Source organism: Nostoc sp. DedQUE04, assembly GCF_034530995.1.
Classification (GTDB): domain Bacteria; phylum Cyanobacteriota; class Cyanobacteriia; order Cyanobacteriales; family Nostocaceae; genus Nostoc.
In genome coordinates this window covers 21,738-39,930 of the sequence record NZ_JAVRCA010000040.1, presented here as the reverse complement: position 1 = coordinate 39,930, position 18,193 = coordinate 21,738, and the positions used below count along the sequence as shown (strand labels likewise).

The 18,193-nt window shown below is 40.1% G+C and carries 22 protein-coding genes; 5 read left to right on the top strand and 17 right to left on the bottom strand.

Annotation, left to right across the window (positions count from 1 at the left end):
- Positions 1 to 45 precede the first annotated feature (45 nt).
- Positions 46 to 696, bottom strand: a complete 651-nt coding sequence (locus tag RM049_RS24130; RefSeq protein ID WP_322705967.1) for an RNA ligase family protein — start codon at positions 694 to 696, stop codon at positions 46 to 48.
- A 242-nt stretch (positions 697 to 938) separates the two neighbouring features.
- On the opposite strand from RM049_RS24130, the gene RM049_RS24125 reads away from it, so the two are divergent.
- From RM049_RS24125 to RM049_RS24110, 4 genes are all read left to right on the top strand, one after another.
- On the top strand, positions 939 to 1,361 hold the full coding sequence (locus RM049_RS24125) for a hypothetical protein (protein ID WP_322705966.1): 423 nt from the start codon (positions 939 to 941) through the stop codon (positions 1,359 to 1,361).
- A gap of 816 nt (positions 1,362 to 2,177) precedes the next feature.
- On the top strand, positions 2,178 to 2,594 hold the full coding sequence (locus RM049_RS24120; RefSeq protein ID WP_322705965.1) for a XisH family protein: 417 nt from the start codon (positions 2,178 to 2,180) through the stop codon (positions 2,592 to 2,594).
- Positions 2,582 to 2,923, top strand: a complete 342-nt coding sequence (locus tag RM049_RS24115) for a XisI protein (RefSeq protein WP_322705964.1) — start codon at positions 2,582 to 2,584, stop codon at positions 2,921 to 2,923. The genes RM049_RS24120 and RM049_RS24115 overlap by 13 nt, the downstream gene beginning before the upstream one ends.
- 18 nt (positions 2,924 to 2,941) lie before the next feature.
- Positions 2,942 to 3,412, top strand: coding sequence for a hydrogenase maturation protease (locus RM049_RS24110; RefSeq protein WP_322705963.1), 471 nt, complete (start codon positions 2,942 to 2,944; stop codon positions 3,410 to 3,412).
- Positions 3,413 to 3,445: 33 nt separating this feature from the next.
- Here the strand turns inward: RM049_RS24110 and RM049_RS24105 are convergent, their stop codons facing one another.
- From RM049_RS24105 to RM049_RS24085, 5 genes are all read right to left on the bottom strand, one after another.
- Entirely contained in the window at positions 3,446 to 3,820 is a 375-nt protein-coding gene (locus tag RM049_RS24105) for a hypothetical protein (RefSeq protein ID WP_322705962.1), read from the bottom strand.
- 18 nt (positions 3,821 to 3,838) lie between these two features.
- The gene (locus tag RM049_RS24100; protein WP_322705961.1) at positions 3,839 to 5,125 is read right to left on the bottom strand and encodes a SagB/ThcOx family dehydrogenase; all 1,287 of its coding nucleotides are present in this window, start codon (positions 5,123 to 5,125) and stop codon (positions 3,839 to 3,841) included.
- Positions 5,088 to 5,576: an ankyrin repeat domain-containing protein gene (locus tag RM049_RS24095; RefSeq protein WP_322705960.1), complete on the bottom strand. Its 489-nt coding sequence runs from the start codon at positions 5,574 to 5,576 to the stop codon at positions 5,088 to 5,090. Before RM049_RS24095 ends, RM049_RS24100 begins: the two co-directional genes overlap by 38 nt.
- A 327-nt stretch (positions 5,577 to 5,903) precedes the next feature.
- Entirely contained in the window at positions 5,904 to 7,043 is a 1,140-nt protein-coding gene (gene lysS, locus RM049_RS24090; protein ID WP_322674582.1) for a homocitrate synthase, read from the bottom strand.
- A 35-nt stretch (positions 7,044 to 7,078) separates the two neighbouring features.
- Positions 7,079 to 7,960: an AAA family ATPase gene (locus tag RM049_RS24085; RefSeq protein ID WP_322674581.1), complete on the bottom strand. Its 882-nt coding sequence runs from the start codon at positions 7,958 to 7,960 to the stop codon at positions 7,079 to 7,081.
- Positions 7,961 to 8,275: 315 nt separating this feature from the next.
- On the opposite strand from RM049_RS24085, the gene RM049_RS24080 reads away from it, so the two are divergent.
- Entirely contained in the window at positions 8,276 to 8,485 is a 210-nt protein-coding gene (locus RM049_RS24080; RefSeq protein WP_322667910.1) for a molybdopterin-binding protein, read from the top strand.
- A 566-nt stretch (positions 8,486 to 9,051) separates the two neighbouring features.
- On the opposite strand, the gene RM049_RS24075 is transcribed toward RM049_RS24080, so the two are convergent.
- The 11 genes from RM049_RS24075 to nifK form a co-directional block, all read right to left on the bottom strand.
- Positions 9,052 to 9,351: a 2Fe-2S iron-sulfur cluster-binding protein gene (locus RM049_RS24075; RefSeq protein ID WP_069069799.1), complete on the bottom strand. Its 300-nt coding sequence runs from the start codon at positions 9,349 to 9,351 to the stop codon at positions 9,052 to 9,054.
- 228 nt (positions 9,352 to 9,579) lie between these two features.
- Positions 9,580 to 9,951 carry a HesB/IscA family protein gene (locus RM049_RS24070; RefSeq protein ID WP_229455309.1) on the bottom strand — a complete coding sequence of 124 codons (372 nt, stop codon included), beginning with the start codon at positions 9,949 to 9,951 and terminating at the stop codon, positions 9,580 to 9,582.
- A 148-nt stretch (positions 9,952 to 10,099) separates the two neighbouring features.
- Positions 10,100 to 10,897: a HesA/MoeB/ThiF family protein gene (locus RM049_RS24065; RefSeq protein ID WP_322683920.1), complete on the bottom strand. Its 798-nt coding sequence runs from the start codon at positions 10,895 to 10,897 to the stop codon at positions 10,100 to 10,102.
- Between the two features lie 10 nt (positions 10,898 to 10,907).
- Positions 10,908 to 11,225: a nitrogenase-stabilizing/protective protein NifW gene (gene nifW, locus RM049_RS24060; protein WP_322674579.1), complete on the bottom strand. Its 318-nt coding sequence runs from the start codon at positions 11,223 to 11,225 to the stop codon at positions 10,908 to 10,910.
- Positions 11,222 to 11,422, bottom strand: a complete 201-nt coding sequence (locus RM049_RS24055) for a CCE_0567 family metalloprotein (protein WP_100900533.1) — start codon at positions 11,420 to 11,422, stop codon at positions 11,222 to 11,224. Before RM049_RS24055 ends, nifW begins: the two co-directional genes overlap by 4 nt.
- 98 nt (positions 11,423 to 11,520) lie before the next feature.
- Entirely contained in the window at positions 11,521 to 11,997 is a 477-nt protein-coding gene (locus tag RM049_RS24050; RefSeq protein ID WP_322674578.1) for a NifX-associated nitrogen fixation protein, read from the bottom strand.
- A complete protein-coding gene (nifX, locus tag RM049_RS24045; protein WP_069069804.1) occupies positions 11,994 to 12,407 on the bottom strand; it encodes a nitrogen fixation protein NifX in 414 nt (137 codons plus the stop codon). The genes RM049_RS24050 and nifX overlap by 4 nt, the downstream gene beginning before the upstream one ends.
- A gap of 340 nt (positions 12,408 to 12,747) precedes the next feature.
- Positions 12,748 to 14,085: a nitrogenase iron-molybdenum cofactor biosynthesis protein NifN gene (gene nifN, locus RM049_RS24040; protein ID WP_322705959.1), complete on the bottom strand. Its 1,338-nt coding sequence runs from the start codon at positions 14,083 to 14,085 to the stop codon at positions 12,748 to 12,750.
- Positions 14,086 to 14,239: 154 nt separating this feature from the next.
- Positions 14,240 to 15,622: a nitrogenase iron-molybdenum cofactor biosynthesis protein NifE gene (gene nifE, locus RM049_RS24035; RefSeq protein WP_322705958.1), complete on the bottom strand. Its 1,383-nt coding sequence runs from the start codon at positions 15,620 to 15,622 to the stop codon at positions 14,240 to 14,242.
- Positions 15,623 to 15,733: 111 nt separating this feature from the next.
- Positions 15,734 to 16,081 carry a Mo-dependent nitrogenase C-terminal domain-containing protein gene (locus RM049_RS24030; RefSeq protein ID WP_322674576.1) on the bottom strand — a complete coding sequence of 116 codons (348 nt, stop codon included), beginning with the start codon at positions 16,079 to 16,081 and terminating at the stop codon, positions 15,734 to 15,736.
- 181 nt (positions 16,082 to 16,262) lie between these two features.
- Positions 16,263 to 17,798, bottom strand: a complete 1,536-nt coding sequence (gene nifK / locus RM049_RS24025; protein WP_322705957.1) for a nitrogenase molybdenum-iron protein subunit beta — start codon at positions 17,796 to 17,798, stop codon at positions 16,263 to 16,265.
- Between the last annotated feature and the right edge of the window lie 395 nt (positions 17,799 to 18,193).

Sequence of the window (18,193 nt, the reverse complement as noted above, 5' to 3'; positions counted from 1 at the left end):
TCTGTAGTTAGCCTGGTTTAGAAAGTTCAGACTCATACTGCTCTATCACTCCCAATAGTTTTCCCAGTCATTTTGGAAGGCTTGCTGTAGCTTTTTCATATAGGCGTTAGTTTTGATTTTTATCATCCACAAATCAGCAGAATTGCTACCACCTTTGCAGACTACACCCTCGGCTAGGCCATACTTCCCAGCGCGGACATCTTCTACAAATTGTCCGGTGAGTTTGCCACGATAGACAACGCGGGCGATCGCTAAATTACTAAAATCTTGTACAAACTGTTCGGGGGGAATCATCCCGCGATTAGTTTCTACATCAAAGAGAATCAGTTGTTTCGATTCTTCGGGTTTGTGCATCCCCGCGAAGGAATTCGCCCCAAAAAATTCAGTGAAGACGGTGATTTCTGGGCTATTGTAAGCGGGGTTTTCTCGAAACAGTTTGTCTAGGGGGGTGGCGAAAAGCTTTTGAAACAGGTTAGAAGCCTCTTCTAGCCCTGGATGGGCGGCGTTGAACTCAGCAATACCCCTCTCATCCAAATCAAAGCGATCGCGCCGAGTCCCAAACCCATACCACCCTAGTTCGACTTCCCAAACCCAATGCAGATTCGTACCGTCGTATTTATCAAAAGCAATACAGCAACTGGAGGGGTAGTTTTTGCTACCGAGAATTTTAGGATATGCTAGCTGAATGCGAGGCATGATGTTAAAAATAAAAAACTATTTTCCCAGCCTAGCTTGGGCTAAACGCTAACTGTCTCTTCCCGTTGCGTAATTATAGGCAATGGCTGATAAACGCGCAAACATGGCTCAGATTCAGGATTAATCATTTACACAATCAGCTGATTCAACAGTCGTAGCGTAACATACTAAAACTTCCATAAACAGTGAGTTAGGCTTGCATTAATGCATTTGCATAAAACAGCAATTTACACGGTAAGCTTGTGTCTGATTTAGCGCTACATAATTATCTTCCTCGCGTTCCCGATGCAGCATTGCAAGAATACATAGAATGGTGTGTTTTAGAGCAAGCTCAAGCCGCAGAATATAACTTTACTCCTGATAGAAGTAAGTTAGATAATTTGCCACCAGAAGACTACGTTCCTAAACTTGTCGAGCAGTTCATGAAAGTTAAACCAGACCCAATTAAAGCTGGTTTGGTAGCAGCGATCGCTGGTAAGGAAGCTGACAAACACGCTTTATCTGGTTTAGCGATCGCTGCTGATTTTGTATCTCTTTACGTCAAGTATTTAATTCCTAAAGAGGGAAGTACTAAAGAACAGGCTGAAGAGATATTAACTCAAGCATCACAACATCAGTATGAGAAACTGACTGAAGTTGCGAAGAAACATGGTGTAGAGTTATAGTTGACTGCTGATAAATTCTTTTTCAGAGGCTTTGTCTGTCCCATCAGTCAAAGCCTCTGTTTTAGTCACTAATGATTGGCTGTATTACAAACTTCAATTACTGTTAACTGTTAAATTGCGATCGCTCCATAGACAAATTTACAGTTACATACCACGCAAAGTAATGCCAGTTAAGTTGTGGAAACAAAACACTAGAAAAGTCAAAAGTATACTTGATAGAAACATTACAATTGATTCGTTTAAAGCTTTTTCAACCCACTCAGGTTACTTTTAAGACAGATATTGACATGAAAACAATAAGATTGGAATGAATGAAAAGCTTATCCAGCCAGCTAAACCACCAATTAGAGTAGTCAGAAGAGAAGTTAAAATGCTTATAATACTTCCTCCCAGGAAGACACATACCCAGTTAAAAATTTTAGGGTGCCTATTGCACTTAAAATACTTAGAGCGAGGATTCCGCCTAGAATAATACCTCCAAATCCGAAAAAAATCACACAGATAACTACTGTAGATATTGAATCTGCAACTCCAGCATAATTTAAGAATACAAAAAATAAACCTGCTAGAATGCCCAAACCAATACCTAGAGACCAGACCCCCAAATTACTCCCTTTTTCAGTGCATCCCAAAAATCCATAATTTTAAGTTATTGAAATTAGTAAAAGTCAGTAAGCTGACTAGATTATTCCCAAATCCAGCATAGATATAACAAGCTAACTAGCTGTCTTAACTACGATCACTTCACCAGCAATCTCACAACTACATACCTACTGTGGTATTGCTAGAATATACTTACTATAATTTTGTGACTCTATGCCCGCTAGGGATTTCTACCATAATGCTGTAAAAGCAGCTGTCATCAAAGACGGTTGGATAATTACAGATGACCCTTACATCATCAAGTATGAAAATACTAAGCTATTTGCTGACCTAGCGGCTGAGAGAACACTTGCAGCTGAACGCAACGGAACTAAAATTATTGTTGAAATTAAAAGCTTCCTGGGAAAATCGCCAATAAATGACTTTGAAAATGCTTTAGGTCAATATATTTTTTATCGTAATCTGATTAAAGTTACAGAACCTCAATATCAACTTTATTTAGCAATCAAGCAAAGCACTTATGAAAATTTTTTCCAGCTAAAAGCAATTACGTTAGTAGTTCAGCAGAATCAAGTCTTATTAATGGTTGTAGATGTCGAAAGTGAGGTTATAGTTCAATGGATAAACTAAGTCACTACAGATATATTATTAAAAATATTCTCATAGAATATGACCGCATCTGCAATAGCTCGTCTGATGACGACTTAGAGAGCCTTTTAGCACTCGATGATGAACGCGATCAATATCTATGGTTTCAGATTGGCTGGCAAAAAAATCGCAGAATTAAAGGTATTACTGTACATATTCGGATTAAAAATAACAAAATTTGGATCGAAGAAGATTGGACTGAAGAAGGTATTGCCACGGAATTATTAAACGCAGGGGTTCCCCAAAGTGATATTGTGTTAGCTTTTCATCCTCCAAGCGATCGCGCTTTGACTGAATTTGCAACTGCTTAAACAATTAAATCTCATCCCATGCTCACTATTATCGGTTGCGGCAATCTCAATCGCAGTGATGACGCAGTAGGCGTAATCATTGCCCAACGCTTACAAAAATATCTAGCTGAAAACCCTCATCCTCATGTGCGAGTATATGACTGTGGCACCGCAGGGATGGAAGTAATGTTTCAAGCTAGAGGTAGTAAACAATTAGTAATTATTGATGCAAGTTCAACTGGTTCTGAACCCGGTGCTGTGTTTAAAGTTCCAGGAAAAGAACTGGAAGCAATGCCCGAACCTAATTATAACTTGCACGATTTTCGTTGGGATAATGCTTTAGCCGCCGGACGGAAAATATTTCAAAATGACTTTCCTGAAGATGTCACAGTTTATTTAATTGAAGCGGCAAATCTTGGTTTGGGACTAGAGTTAAGTCCTGTTGTCAAAGATTCTGCTGATTTAGTTTTTGAAGAGGTAGCTGCACTTATCAGCCAGAATATTAACTAATCCAAAATCCAAAATCTAAAATCCAAAATCGAATCACGCCCAATCCCGATAAACAGAAAGTTCATCTACCCTCATTTCAAAAGGTACGCCTTGACTCTCTGGCGGACAAACACGGATTTTAGCACTGTTAACAATTCCGTAGAGTAATGTCCCCATTGGCACAATTTTTTGTAAAACACGCCAATTAATAACTTGATCGGGACATTCAATTACCAATGTCAGAGCATTGGCGTGGGTTGTGACATACCACCGACAATCAGACAGCAGATTTTGAATGGTGCGATCGCAAGCGTCATAAAAGTATCTGCTAATAGAATACTCTAGTTGCTGCCGCAGTATAATATCTGCCGATGTCGGTTGTATCGGATGTGAGTCATCACCATTAAAGTAATACATCTTTCTAGGCATCTCTCTTTAGCTTCCTGCTTATATTCCAATCACCATTCCATAAAGTACATCTTCATTTGTTTCTAATAATTCTTTGGTTTCCTCATCATAATAAGCACCAATCCCACTACATTGAATTCCCAAATAATTACTAGTTAAATAAAGTCTCTGTCCCAGAAAACCAGCTATTTGCATAGCAGTTTGATAATTTAAATAATCTGACACAAAAAATAAAGTTACAGCGCCATCTCTAGCAATAGCTTGATTAATACATAAGTAACCTGTCTTTTCACTAAAGTTACCCGCTTTAATCAAACACGTACCTTTATATAACCCAGGTGTCATTCTCTCTACTCGATGCACCACTGAGTAAATTTCTATCTCCTCATAGTTTTCTGTCGGTATTGACTGCTGAAGTTGTTGCACTACATATAAATAATCTTCTTGAGAAATAGCCTCTTTCCGGAAACGTCTAATAGAACGTCTATTCCAAACAGTTTGAGAAAATTTATCCTTATCAAAGTTAAATTGAGGATACTCTAATTTCTGCTGGCGACTCTTTTGTAGAGTAGTTGCTTGATAGGCATCTTCAATAAATTGATTAGGTTCAAAATAATCAGTACCAGAGACAAAAGGAACTTTCAGCCTTAAGCTTCTGATTTTCTTGTCTTGTACTTCTCCTGACACCGCACAAGCAGTGATAAACTCTTTATTCTCAAATCCTAAATCTGAATTGAGGGCAAGTTTATCAAAGTCAAAAACTAGTTGTATATCTCGGTTGTGGAGAAAAGCTGAAGCGGCAACTGCACCTAAATGGTGTCCGCTATCTAAGAAGCAATATCTTATGCTCCTGTTTTGATATTTCCAGCTAGACCTATAATAAACACAACTAATTAAAAAGATGAATCCGTTGATACATTTACCCGGTATAATATAATTTTCTAACCCATCATCAATTAATTCATAGATGAGAGTTAGACAATTATTCTCAACTTCTAGATGGTATATACCATTTACTATTCCCTCAATGCCGCGAACCTGTACGTAAACTTCCGTAGGATACAGAGCGCCTGCTGATGGATTCACTCGCAGTTTTAATGGGCCATCTTTATATACTTTTTCTAGTGTTATTGCACTGGTTAGCGAGATAAAAGAGTGAACAGGATTATTGAGATTTAATTTCACTCTCCGATAAAACTTGGGATAAACTTTAAATGAAGATGGCTGTGTTGAAGCATCTACATAATTTGGATCGAGTTGTACCGATAAGTAAGAATGCTTGGTAGCGTCATGATAAGCTTTGCCCAATATCTGACTTGATGGCATTTTTAATTATCCTTAAGACTTCTACGTTGCTAGCAAAATCTATTGCTTTATAATCATCTAAGTTTTTTAAATATAAATTAGGATGATGTTGTAAAAGTAACTTTACAACTTCTGTCTTTCCGGCTGATGCCGCATACATTAAAACAGTTGCACCGTTATCATTTTGGTTGTTAATGTCAATGTTATGAGCCAACAGTAAATTAATTAAATCGTAGTAATTACCAAAACAAGCAAACCACAAAGCATTGTTGCGATCGCTATTTTGAGCATTGATATCTGCACCAGCATCAATTAGTTCTTTGACGACTGTATAAACTCCTTCTCTTGTCGCTTTCATCAAAGCTGTATCGCCATTTTCACCCGGCTGATTTAAATCATTAAGATTGTAGCCTTTTGCTATTAACCATTGAGTTGTTACTTCACTCAAACTTTGACTGTTGGTTCGATTCATAATTACTCCTAATTTAACTTTTTTACTAATATAAATTTGCTTCACAAATAGAATGGTGAGCATTGCTCACCATTTTTGCCAAAATGCTATTTAAATCCTTTTAACTTACATATATGCTATCAATTTTATAAGTTTAAATTATGAATCATTTCTAAAGAACAGCGAACATTCTTCTTAAAAAAGCTTGAAAAATAATGGAAAAGCAGTAATTTTTACAGTTTTCTTTTATAAAATAGATTAATAGCAGATATAAGTGGATTTAGATCCCCGACTTCTTCAATAAGTCGGGGATCTGCACTTGAATAGTAAGTGCGTATATTTTTAAATTTACTGGCAATGATAAGAATATAAAATATTGTCTACATCTTCGATGGTAAGATTTTGTTTGTCAGCTAAAGTTTTTAACATATTGGTAATATCTTTAAGCTGGGATAAATTAAAAGAAAGTCCTAATTCATTCGCTCGGTAATTAACCGCCTGTTTTCCAGCCAATTTATGATTAATTAAGATTGAGCGCGTTACACCAAAACTCCTGGGATTAATAGCTTCATAAGTCTCAGAGTTATTAAGCATAGCTTTAGTATGAATGCCAGCTTTATGACTAAAAGCACTCTCACCAAAAACACAATGGTTAAAAGGAATAGAAATTCCAACTTTTCTCGCAACTAATTCATGCAAGTAACCAAGTCGATCTAAGCGATATTTCGATTTAATCTGTTCTGGATTTGTGGCATATAACCTAGCGATGAATCCAGCTAGTGAGGTAATACCATTGCGTTCACCAATACCCAGAACACAAGTGTCAATATGAGTTGCTCCTGCTTCCAATGCTGTATAACTGTTAGCATTTGCACATTCTGTATCATTATGACCATGAAACTCAATATCTAAATTAGTGAACTGGCGCAAAGTCTTCACTAATTCAAATACTTGCATTGGCGTAATAATTCCTACTGTATCGGCAATTCCTATGCGTTTGACAACTCCTAATTTTTCAATCTCCGAGTAAATTGTGATTAAATCTTCTATGGAAGTGCGTGACGAATCCTCAGCTGAAAACCGTAACTCAACATCGGGAGATTGTTGATGGATAAAAGTTAAAACTTCAGATGCTAAATCAATAATTTGATTAATATTTTTACCATGACTGAACTGACGCATCAAAGAAGAACTACCAATAGTTAAATTAATCCCGGCTACGCCTGTTGCTAAAGCAACTTTAGCATCTTCTAAGTGACAGCGAATGTGAGTTAATATTTTGGATGGCAAGCCTAACTGAGCCAATCGTTCACAGTCTCGTCTAGACTGAGGTGAAGCAATTGGTGACGTTAACTCTATATATTCCACTCCAAACTCAGCAAGGGCTTCAGCAATCTCGACTTTATCATCTGAAGAAAAATTGGCTTTGACAAATTGTTCGCCTTCACGGAGAGTACTTTCTACAATTGCAAATTCAGATAGCGACATTGAGCAATCCCTATACTAATTCTGACTAAGGATATTCACTTATTAGTTTTTATATTAGCAGATTTGTATAATTGAGAAATAATTGCTTTGGCTGATTCTTGAGGACTGACTATAGTATCAATTATAAGAGAGCGATCGCTCGTATCCATCGCCTCTAAAATCTGTTTCGTCAAAACCGAATCATAGTTCTGACTTTCTTCGACAAATATTTTTAGTTTTTCCCGCAATTCTAGACTTGTGATAACTTGTTTACTGATAAGTTCTAAGATTTGTTGTTCTTCTTTAGGAGTAAAATAAGCAGAAGCTTCTGGTACGCCCAAACTAGCAAAATTACTCAAGACTTCTGGAATAATTTGCATCCGCTCGTCTAACTCTTGATTAGCAATTCGATCGAAAGAATCATGACGTTTTATAAGCCTTTCTAAACGTACAGTATTTGGTGCAGTCAACATTACAAATTTAGCATTTTTTAAAGCTTTAGCTGCATAGCGAATCTCATTTTCACCACGTAAACTATCGAAAACTAACATAGAGTTGACTTGTTGTGGATTAATATGTAGCGAAGCTAAGATGTGACCCATTCCACCAGGAAAGTATTCTCTATAAAGACGAGTATAAGTTAGGCGTTTAATCCGGCAATGGGGTTGTATGAGTTTCTCTTGCATTTTTAACATTGGCGCAATTATTACGCGTTCGGTTAAAACACGACGATTAGGTAAAAGTGTAAAATCCAAGCCTTCTTTAGCCAAAGCTTTTGCAATCGTGCTTTTTCCTACGCCAGTCATACCTACTATGATTAGTAAAGGAAAACTCGTTATTGGCAACCAGTCTTTAGGAACAGGAAATCCTACACCTACACCTAGACTTAAGTGTTCAAAAAATAGATTTTGCCTTGTTGTATTAACTCGATCCTGCACAATATGAACCTCTTTTTAGCTTAGTTATTATAAAGATACAGTTATCATATAACCTCAGTACTTATACATAAAATTAGCTGTTTTAAATTTGATGTATATTATCATTAATAATTACTTTTTTTAAATTTTTTATCTTACTTTTTGGAGCAAATGACCGCCCCACCTATTCGTGTAATGCTCGTCAAGCAGAGATACTACCGTTAAGTAAATGAGGTGATTTCAAAATTATTAAGATATTTTAAAAAAATCTATTTTTAAAATAAAAACTTGCTAACTTACTAAAGTATAAATAGTCAAAATTAGTGAATTAAAAACATGGAAATTAGCGCTCGTAATTCTCTGAAGGGTACTGTCAAAAAAGTTGTACATGGTTCAGTTAATACTGAGATAACTTTAGAACTAGCGCCAGGAGTAGAGCTAGTATCAATCATCACAAAATCATCAGCGGAAAAGCTATCACTTGCAGAAGGTAAGCAAGCCTATGCTGTGATTAAATCATCAGATGTGATCGTTGCTGTTGATTAAAAAATAGAGTTGGCTTCCTTTGTGAGCCACTCTATATTTTCATATAAAATTGCATTTATTTATACAATTAGAGTGCAATAACGTATTCAAGCGTAATTGCAGCAATCATATTAGATTTTTCAAATTGAAAATCACAGATACTCAACTTATTTAAAAAGCCAGGTGTTTGATGTTTCAGAAATGATTAAATAAGACTATACATAAAGGTTAATTAATGGAATTATCAATAATGCGAACATAAATCGCTCGGACACTTTCTAAATCTAGGACAAAATCTATGTTATCAATATTGAGAATAAATTTTTTTTTGTCATAAACTGATATAAATTCCTATTACTATTCCTATTAATACAAGTTTTTTCAAGATTATTCTATTTTGATTTTTATAAAAAGTTACGATTTCTAGCTCTTGCATTATAAATAATTCTAATAAATAGCCAATAACACTAAAGCGGGTAGATATTTAATTATAAATTAGGAATTTTGAAAGGAGGAAGGAAGTATATTTTCATCCTTCATCCTTCATTTGTTATTTGGTTGCAAAAGGCAGCAACCAAAGTAATAATTTAGACCAGATATGCTTCTTGATGTGTTTTAATTGTGCAATTAGAACGAGGATAAGTTACACAAAGTAGAGCGTATCCTTTAGAAACCTGATCGTCATCTAAAAAGTTTTGATCGTCTTGATTAACTTCACCTTCGACAACTTTACCAACACAGCTAGAGCAAGAGCCGGCATGACATGAAAAGGGCAACTCAATACCATTTTCTTCTGCTGCTTCTAAGATGGTAGTTTCTTCGTCAACTTCAATTGTGGTGTCGATGTCTTCTTTTTTGTTGATTAATCTAACTTGGTAGGAAGCCATTTTCAGATTCTCCTCAAACGTTATACAGTTGGTCTAATTTCCGAATTTTTTGAGCAACCTATCCTACTTTTTGCTTCCCTTCTTCTGACAGAGATGCTAAGTTTAGTTAGCTTTTTTATAGAGATAAGGGATGCAATGCGAACTAGAAGCTATCTCAAGGGCATTGAAACTCTGCGGAGTGCGTTTATGGGAAATCTCTACAATTGACTTAGCACTAACGAAATGATCTTAGCTGCAAGGTACACCAGTAGGCGTACAGTCGCCTGTTTTAAAAGACTTTCCACAACCGCAGGTATCAGTTGCATTAGGGTTGATGAATTTAAAACCGCTTTCCATCACTCCCTCAACGAAGTCAACAATAACTCCGTCTAATAACGGCGCACTTTTGGCATCAACGTAAACCAGCACTTTGCCTTGCTGACTTACCAAATCATCTGGTTGGGGCTTGCTGGTGATATCGATCGCATATTCGTAGCCACTGCAACCACCATCTTTTACAGAGATGCGGACACCTTTCGTTGCGCCATCAGCATCGGGTGCGGAACCTTTAAGGAATGCCCGCAGATGAAATTCTGCTTTTTCTGATAAAATAACGGCCATCAGTTCTCCTGATTTGTAGCGATTAGTTGTTCTGATTTCAGGTGGGGTTGTCATTTGTTAGTTGTCCTTTGTCATTTGTCAGTTGTCCTTTGTTATTCACCAATGACTAATGACCAATGACTAATGACCAATGACCAATGACTAATGACTAATGACTATTGACTGTGGGTTCCATCGAATTGGATTGCGCGTGTCTCCAAGGCGCACTATTGCCGCATACTGGACAAGAGCGATCGCGGTGAGAACGGCGTTTAGCAAATTCCATCCGATTTAAGTCGATTGTCAGTAATTGCGACAATAGAGGCTGACTAAACCCGGTGATCAGCTTGATAGCTTCCAACGCCGTTAAACAAGCTAGGGTTCCAGAAACAGCACCTAGAACTGAAAAGCCCCGCTGATCCCAATCAGGCTTTTCTGGAAACAGACAAGATAAACAAGGAGTCACACCAGGAATAATCGTCGTCAGGTAAGCCTCCATCCCATTCATTGCGGCTTCCACCATTGGTTTACGCGATCGCACGCAGGCTTCATTTAACAAATTGCGCTCTGTAAAGTTGTGGGCGCAATCAAGAGCCATATCAGCAGATTGCACTAACGAATCTACATTTTCCGGGGTGATGTAATCATGAACAGCTTCCACTTGGACATCAGGATTGATCGCATCCAGAGTTTCTTTAGCTTTGAATACCCTTGGCTTACCTACCCAATCATCAGTCATAAGAACCTGACGATTCATATCATCTTGCCGCAAGTCACCACCCCGGACTAGGATTAGCCGCCCAACGCCCGCTACTGCTAAGTAAAGCGCCGCCGTACCGCCTAATCCCCCCACACCTGTAACCAAAACCGTCGCTGACTTCAGGCGCTTCTGTGCTGTTTCGCCAAAATTCGGAAGCATCATTTGGCGACGATAGCGTTCTAATTCGGTAGGCGTTAGGTTAACCAATTTATACCTCCTAATCAGAAGTGATTTCTGTCAGTGTGACTACATTTTTCGGCTTGTCGTTAAACACTTTGAACAGCTTTTGTTCGTGAGGTGTTGATTCGACAAATACCTGATAAGCCTTTTGCAAAGCCAAAGAATATTGATTTAGTCTCTCTTCTTGATTCAAGTCAGGAGAATTATCATCAATTTCCTGTATATATTGAGAAAACTTTTTCAGAATATGTAAACGATTTACATTCACAACTTCTAAATCGTAGGACATATTAAAGAATTGAAAAAATTCTTCTGCATCTACGAGTTTCTTGAATTCATCAATAGTTCCAGTCATTTCGCATTCTCCAATTGTTTCAGATGTTGCTTAAGTTCATCTAACTGACGATAGATTTCATAAGTTGCGGCGGCAACATCCATAAGTTGGTTGTAATCTGTTGGCAGACCTTCAGCTAAATCATGCAGATCCATTTTCATTTGACCTGCTTTACTGTTGAGCCGTCTGATTTGTCCTTGTAGTTCCTCAATTGTCATTTGTCCTTCGTCCTTTGTCCTTTGTCATTAGTCAGTTGTCCTTTGTAGTTTGTCAGTAGTTATTTACCAATGACTAATGACTAATGACCAATGACTAATTAAATTTTGCCAACTTCAGGAAAACGTTTCGCCAAATCAAGACCTTTTTTGACGTAGTTTTCTCCCTCTTCTGCTAATTTCTCTACTGAGTCAAAGCCAAAGCGATGAGCATCTCGCAAGGTTTTCACAGCTAACAAGAGACGACCAGAAAAAACTAGCGCCCAGCCAAATCCTTCATGGCTCAAATCAACTACAACCTGAGATATCAAACCTGTTTCTTGTTCAATTCCAGCCGCTACAGCCCGAAAAAATGCCATAATTCGTGCTTGCGTGATCGGATCGACTTCGCCCTCAACGGAGATTTCCCGTTTCTTTTGTTTGGTAACAATAAAGGGTTTGAGAATCAACTCATCCGACCAAGTACGATAAACTCCATAACTGTCTTGACCACGGATTTGTTTAATTAATACCTTCAGGAAAGGTGAGTTCAAGACTTCTGTTGTAGCAGTTCCGTTAACACTATTATTTGTGGTCATACTGTTGCTTCGTCTTCAATTTCATCAGCAAAGTTTGTGGTTTTTGGCTGTAAAGCTTTACGCAACCAAGGTGGAGGATTACCTTTGAGGGTTTTCACTAGCTTATTTAGCACTTCGCTAATTTCTTCTTCTTCCGATCGCGCCTTCACTGGGGTGACACCTTTCTTGATTAACCGAGCGGCGGCGCTACCACCAATTGCTGTTACGTAAATAATCGTACAGTCGCCTATTGACTCAAGTTTTGGGGTGATTTTATCTTCATTCCCATCTTCTTTGAGTTCGCCTTCAAAGGTGAGGGTTTCTACGAAGTGATATCCCTCATCGGTAATTTCGTAAACATCAATCATTTTTGCCCATCCGAAGTGAGCATTAATATGAACTCGGTCACTCGTCGTGAAGGCTATTTTCATTGTAATTCTCCTCTCTAAAGTTTTGAATTTTGAAGCAATACGGTTCAGTTAGTAATATTTAGTCTTGGAAGATCCCCCTTAAAAAGCCACGATACACAAGTCTTAAATAGCTGATTAACTAAGGTTTTACCCCACCCTAACCCTCCCCTTATAAAGGGGAGGGAACTAGATTTGATTTATTGTTTCCCCCTTATAAAGGGAGGGAACTAGATTTGATTTATTGTTTCCCCCCTTTATAAGGGGGGATTAAGGGGGGTAATTCGACTTGTGTATACACGCCTTAACGAGGGTTAGGGAGGATCAACTCTTAACTGAACTGTTTTGAATTTCAAGTGTGAATTCAAAACTCTGCGCTCACAGTTCCGAACTCTTGGAACTGTTTAACTCTCGCTTCTTCTGCCTCTAAAAACAGGTTGCCGATGCCAAATAAAAGCTCCATCGTGCCTCGATAGCCAACTTTGGTAAATTGACCATTACCTAAGCGGTCATAAATGGGCAATCCTAAACGATAAAGAGGAATCGAAAGGCGTTTTGCGATCGCACCCACATTCGAGTTACCAATTAGCAAATCAGAACCACCCGCTAAACTCTCAAAGTCTTCTAAGTCGCCAATGGTGATGCTTTTAACCGGGAGTTTTTCTAAGAGAGGCGATCGCGTGGTTGTCACCACTGCATGAATTTGCGCTCCCATCGATTGCAGGAAATGCACTGTTGACCACAACAAATCTGGTTCCAGTGCTAAGGAAACTCGTTTTGCACCGAAGTAAAAGTGGGTATCCAGCATCGCATCTTGCAACTGACGACGTTGGCGGCGGTATTTTTCGGGTACGCTGTTACCGCTCAGAATCGCCAATGCTTGGATAAATTCATCTACTGGTTCTAATCCTGTCAGTTCGCCAAACACCTCATAAGGTGTGCCAAAGCGTTCTTCGAGAATCTTGGCAGCCCCCCGCATACTTTCACCTAATGCCAGGGTAAAGGCAGAACTACCTACTTCTCGTAGCTGTTTTAAGGTAGTGCCACTGACTGTAACCGCACTATAATTATCCTCTAAATGACCATCTAGAGAAGCGCCAAGGTCAGGTACAAAAATCGGCACTAGTCCAAAGGACGTGATTATCTCTTTGATTTCCTGTACATCCCCAGGTGTGAAGGCAGAACCCGCCAAAACTGTGACTTGTTCAGTTCTGAGTCCACCTGTGCGGGGAATTTCCTTAACTATGCTTTCGACAGCAACAGCAAAGCCATCTTGCAACGCACCTTTAAAATCTGGGGTAGGTGCAAAAACGATCGCTAAATCATTCAATTCTGGATGGCGATCGCGGATTTCCTTCAGAAACCCTTCAATGTCATCGCCTCTAGTTTCCGTTAACCCAGTACTACATAAACCAATAATTTCTGGATTAGCCTTTTCCACCAGAGTCAGAATTGCTTGCTCTACATTCTCTTCACCACCCAAGATTGTAGTGACTTCCGTCATCGCTGTGGTAGCTAGGGGAATCGCTTCCCGGAAATGCCGCACGAGGACAACTTTGGCGAAAGCAGTACAACCTTGAGAACCGTGGAATAAGGGCATTGTCCCTTTCAATCCCAAAAAGGCTAAGGTTGCGCCCAAAGCTTGACTCTGCTTGAGGGGATTAACTGTCAGTGCTTTGTTAGAAGCGGTAACGATCGCCATTAAACTTCCTCCTCCAAGGCGGACTTTCTCGTTCCCTGGCTCCGCCGGGGAATGCTGACAGTGAGGCTCTGCCTCATCTGCTCTAAAATGAAGGGCAGCAGCCCTTCAGGAATGCGTTCCCAGCCTGAGTCTGGGAACGAGGATACAGCCGCCATTAAACTTCCTCCTCTTCTTCCCAAGGAGCGGGTTTGCGTATTTGTTCCCAAATCGGGCTATACAGAGCTTCGTACAGTTCCCGCGCCATCTCAATCATTCCCACATAACCTGCATAAGGATGGTGGCGTTCTTGGTTGATATCAAGGAAAGGAATTCGAGCTTTCAAAGCTGTGTATTGGTTACGTCCACCAGCAATCAGCATATCTGCTTTGGTGTCTTTAACCAGTTGTAGCAATTCTTGAGCGTTGCCTTTCTCCAGCATGATGCCATCGTTGCCAATCAACTTCTTGATTTTGGCTTTATCTTCTTCAGTACTTTTTCGAGTACTGGTAGCAACAACTTCAATGCCTAAGTCTCTAGCAGCCGAGATAATCGACCAACTCTTGACACCACCTGTATATAAAACAACCCGCTTACCTTTGAGTCGAGCGCGATAGGGAGCTAGTGCCAAATCTAAAGCAGCCGTTTCTTCTGCAATTAGCTTTTCTGTCCGCTCTTGCAAATCAGCGTCGCCTAATTTAGCGGCGATATTTCGCAGACAGCGATTCATATCATCGATGCCGTAGAAAGACTCTTCAATGTAGGGGATGTTGTAACGCTCCTCCATCTTTCTCGCCATATTGAGCAGCGCTCGCGAGCAGATCATGACGTTGAGCTTGGCGCGGTGGGCGTAGCGAATTTCATTGTAGCGAGCATCGCCCGTAATTTTAGACAAAATACGGATGCCTAATTTTTCTAACAGTGGTGTTACTCCCCACATTTCCCCGGCGATGTTGTATTCACCGATTAAGTTAATATCATAGGGCGTTGTATGTTCCGGTTCTGCTGTGCCGACAACATATTCTAATAAAGATTCACCGCCAAAACGGTTGCCGAGATTTTTACTGCCAATAAATCCTGGAGCAATGACTGGAACAACAGGAATACCAATTTTCTCAGCCGCCGCTTTGCAGACAGCATCCATATCATCGCCAATTAAGGCTGTAACGCAAGTGGCATAGACAAATACTGCTGCTGGTTGGTAGCGCTCGTGAAGTTCCAGAATCGCTTTGTAGAGCTTCTTTTCGCCACCGAAGATGACATCATTTTCACCCAAGTCAGTGGTAAAGCCCATTTTGTAGAGTTGCGGGCCAGACGATAGACTACCACGACTGCCCCAGGAATTACCAGCACAGGCGATCGGCCCGTGGACTAAATGAGCAGCATCTGCGATCGGCACTAGAGCAATCATTGCACCATCAAAGGCACAGCCCCCTTGAGCCGCGCCAGGTTGTGCCTGTTGAGCGCATGACTTGTTTTTCTTTTCTGCTTGTTTGTGCTGATTATGTTCGCATCCTGTCTCAGTCAGCAGCTCGTTGATTTTGCCTTGGGTGCTTTTCATCTCTCTTCTCTTAATTGTTAATTGTCCTTTGTCATTTGTCATTTGAATTGACTATTGTACAGACGCGATTAATCGCGTCTCTAGCAATGACTAATGATCAATGACCAATGACTAACAAATGTATCTTGTGACATCCTCTCCACAGACATCGGTCAGGTAAGATAGAGCGCGGAAACGCAATCCTACAAATTCGTCATATAAAGGATTGAGTTTACATAGTGGTGGAATATCAATACACTTCCCAAATAATTTAATTTGTCGCTCAAAGGGACAACAACAAGGAATTGTTTGGCAAATTAGATGAGCGATGCGATTATTTTTAACCTGAATTCCATCCACTACACCACGCAACGGATTAAGAAGATTATGGAACCATCCTGGTTTTTTCTGGTTAGGTGGATGGTAATTAGGATGAGGATGAGTGTGAGTATGTTCGTGAGTGTGATTGATGGTTTCCATCTATAAATTCCTTGGGTAAATGCTATCAAGAAAAAGGGAAGTTGGGGATTGGGGATTGGTGATTGGGGATTGGGTATTGGGCATTGGGCGTTTTCCCAGTCCCCAGTCCCCAGTCCCTAGTCCCTAGTCCCTAATCCCCTTCTTCACCCTTTAATTAACACGTTGTGTTTCTACGCAATTTCTAACGAATCAAGTCGTAGGAAATATCTGTCTTAGAAGGAATGTTGGTGTTGCGATCGATTTCTTCAAACAGGGTGTTTACAGTCCAGTTGAGGAGGTTGATCACACCTTGATAACCAATGGTGGCGTAGCGGTGTAAGTGGTGGCGATCCATGATGGGGTAGCCGATTCTCACGAGGGGAATCTTGGTGTCGCGCCACAGGTACTTACCGTAGGTGTTACCAACCAAAAAGTCTACTGGTTCGGTGAACAACAATGAACGCATGTGCCACAAGTCCTTACCAGGCCAAACAGTTGCATGTTGACCGAAGGGGCTAGAAGCAAGCAATTCTTTGATTTCTGCTTCAAATACTTCGTTGCTGTTGTGAACCAAGATATGCACAGGTTCAGCACCCATTTCTAGCATAAAGCCAACTACGCTGTATACTAAATCTGGTTCGCCGTAGATAGCGAAGCGCTTGCCGTGAATCCATGAGTGGGAGTCAGTCATGGCATCAACTGCCTGACCGCGTTCAATTTCCAATTGTTCGGGAATAGGGATACCACTCAATTCGCTGAGTTTCATCAAGAACTCATCAGTACCCTTAATGCCCCAAGGACGGGAAACTGAAGTTGGTTGCTTCCATTCTTTCTCGATGTACTCGCGGGTTTTGGGTGTAGAGTGTGCTTGCAGAGCGATCGTAGCTTTCGCATTGATTGAATCTGCTGCATCTTCTAACTTTGTACCACCTGGGTACATATCGAATTCACCTGTGTTTGGTGAATCCAGGTAGTCGCTGTTGTCGGCTAGAATTGTGTAGTCAAAGCCGAACAGCGAAGCAATCCGCTTGATTTCGCGGTTGTTACCTACGTAGGTGTCAAAACCTGGGATGAAGTTGATTTTACCATTGCTGGTTTCTTTCTTATGACCTGCGGTCAGGTTAGAAAGAATTCCCTTCATCATGTTGTCGTAACCAGTGATGTGGGAACCGACAAAGCTAGGAGTATGAGCGTAAGGTACTGGGAAATCTTGAGGAACTGAACCTGCACTCTTAGCGTTGTTGATGAAGGCTTGTAAGTCATCACCAATTACTTCTGCCATACAGGTGGTGCAGACAGCGATCATCTTGGGCTTGTACAGTTGGTAAGAGTTCGCCAAACCGTCAATCATGTTTTGCAGACCACCAAACACGGCTGCATCTTCAGTCATTGAAGAAGATACACCAGAGAATGGTTCTTTGTAGTGACGGGTTAAGTGGGTGCGGAAGTAAGCAACGCAACCTTGAGAACCTTGAACGAAAGGTAGAGTACCTTCAAAACCAACAGCAGCAAAGATTGCTCCTAGTGGTTGGCAACCTTTAGCAGGGTTAACGGTTAAAGCTTCACGAGCGAAGTTCTTTTCACGATAATCCCAACCCTTCGTCCACTCTGCAACCCGTGTTACTTCTTCGGGTTCGTGACCGTTTTCAAACTGCTTTTTGTTTTCAAATAGCTGTTGGTACTCAGGTTGGTGGAATAACTCGACGTGATCTTGAATTTTTTCTGGATTCTGAGGCATTTCTGGATCTCCAAGGTTACTGAATTCTTTACTGATCGAGGAATGAGGATTTGAGGCGGGAGTGGGAATATGATTCAAAATTCAAAATGCAAAAATCAAAACGAATTTTTAATCTTTCAATTTTGAATTTTGGATTCCCAACTCCCCCCTGGGGTTTTAGCCCCAGGTTCTCCTTACTTATCTCACTCTCCCATTTCCCTAAACGGCAGCCTTAGCCTTAGCTTCAGCCTTCTTCGCCTGAGCTTTTTCATTCCAAGGAGCGCCAATTAATGACCAGGTTGGGCTGTTGAGTGCCAAGTCCATATCACGAGCGAAGATGGCAAAGCCGTCATAACCGTGATAAGGGCCGGAGTAATCCTTTTTTTGGTTTAATTTTTTTCAACTGTCTAATGTTT

Bases quoted from the DNA above. Each gene is read 5' to 3' on its own strand.
- RM049_RS24130 (WP_322705967.1), bottom strand. From the start codon at position 696: ATGCCTCGCATTCAGCTAGCATATCCTAAAATTCTCGGTAGCAAAAAC.
- RM049_RS24120 (WP_322705965.1), top strand. From the start codon at position 2,178: ATGCCCGCTAGGGATTTCTACCATAATGCTGTAAAAGCAGCTGTCATC.
- RM049_RS24115 (WP_322705964.1), top strand. From the start codon at position 2,582: ATGGATAAACTAAGTCACTACAGATATATTATTAAAAATATTCTCATA.
- RM049_RS24110 (WP_322705963.1), top strand. From the start codon at position 2,942: ATGCTCACTATTATCGGTTGCGGCAATCTCAATCGCAGTGATGACGCA.
- RM049_RS24105 (WP_322705962.1), bottom strand. From the start codon at position 3,820: ATGCCTAGAAAGATGTATTACTTTAATGGTGATGACTCACATCCGATA.
- RM049_RS24100 (WP_322705961.1), bottom strand. From the start codon at position 5,125: ATGCCATCAAGTCAGATATTGGGCAAAGCTTATCATGACGCTACCAAG.
- RM049_RS24095 (WP_322705960.1), bottom strand. From the start codon at position 5,576: ATGAATCGAACCAACAGTCAAAGTTTGAGTGAAGTAACAACTCAATGG.
- lysS (WP_322674582.1), bottom strand. From the start codon at position 7,043: ATGTCGCTATCTGAATTTGCAATTGTAGAAAGTACTCTCCGTGAAGGC.
- RM049_RS24080 (WP_322667910.1), top strand. From the start codon at position 8,276: ATGGAAATTAGCGCTCGTAATTCTCTGAAGGGTACTGTCAAAAAAGTT.
- RM049_RS24075 (WP_069069799.1), bottom strand. From the start codon at position 9,351: ATGGCTTCCTACCAAGTTAGATTAATCAACAAAAAAGAAGACATCGAC.
- RM049_RS24070 (WP_229455309.1), bottom strand. From the start codon at position 9,951: ATGGCCGTTATTTTATCAGAAAAAGCAGAATTTCATCTGCGGGCATTC.
- nifW (WP_322674579.1), bottom strand. From the start codon at position 11,225: ATGACTGGAACTATTGATGAATTCAAGAAACTCGTAGATGCAGAAGAA.
- RM049_RS24055 (WP_100900533.1), bottom strand. From the start codon at position 11,422: ATGACAATTGAGGAACTACAAGGACAAATCAGACGGCTCAACAGTAAA.
- RM049_RS24050 (WP_322674578.1), bottom strand. From the start codon at position 11,997: ATGACCACAAATAATAGTGTTAACGGAACTGCTACAACAGAAGTCTTG.
- nifX (WP_069069804.1), bottom strand. From the start codon at position 12,407: ATGAAAATAGCCTTCACGACGAGTGACCGAGTTCATATTAATGCTCAC.
- nifN (WP_322705959.1), bottom strand. From the start codon at position 14,085: ATGGCGATCGTTACCGCTTCTAACAAAGCACTGACAGTTAATCCCCTC.
- nifE (WP_322705958.1), bottom strand. From the start codon at position 15,622: ATGAAAAGCACCCAAGGCAAAATCAACGAGCTGCTGACTGAGACAGGA.
- RM049_RS24030 (WP_322674576.1), bottom strand. From the start codon at position 16,081: ATGGAAACCATCAATCACACTCACGAACATACTCACACTCATCCTCAT.
- nifK (WP_322705957.1), bottom strand. From the start codon at position 17,798: ATGCCTCAGAATCCAGAAAAAATTCAAGATCACGTCGAGTTATTCCAC.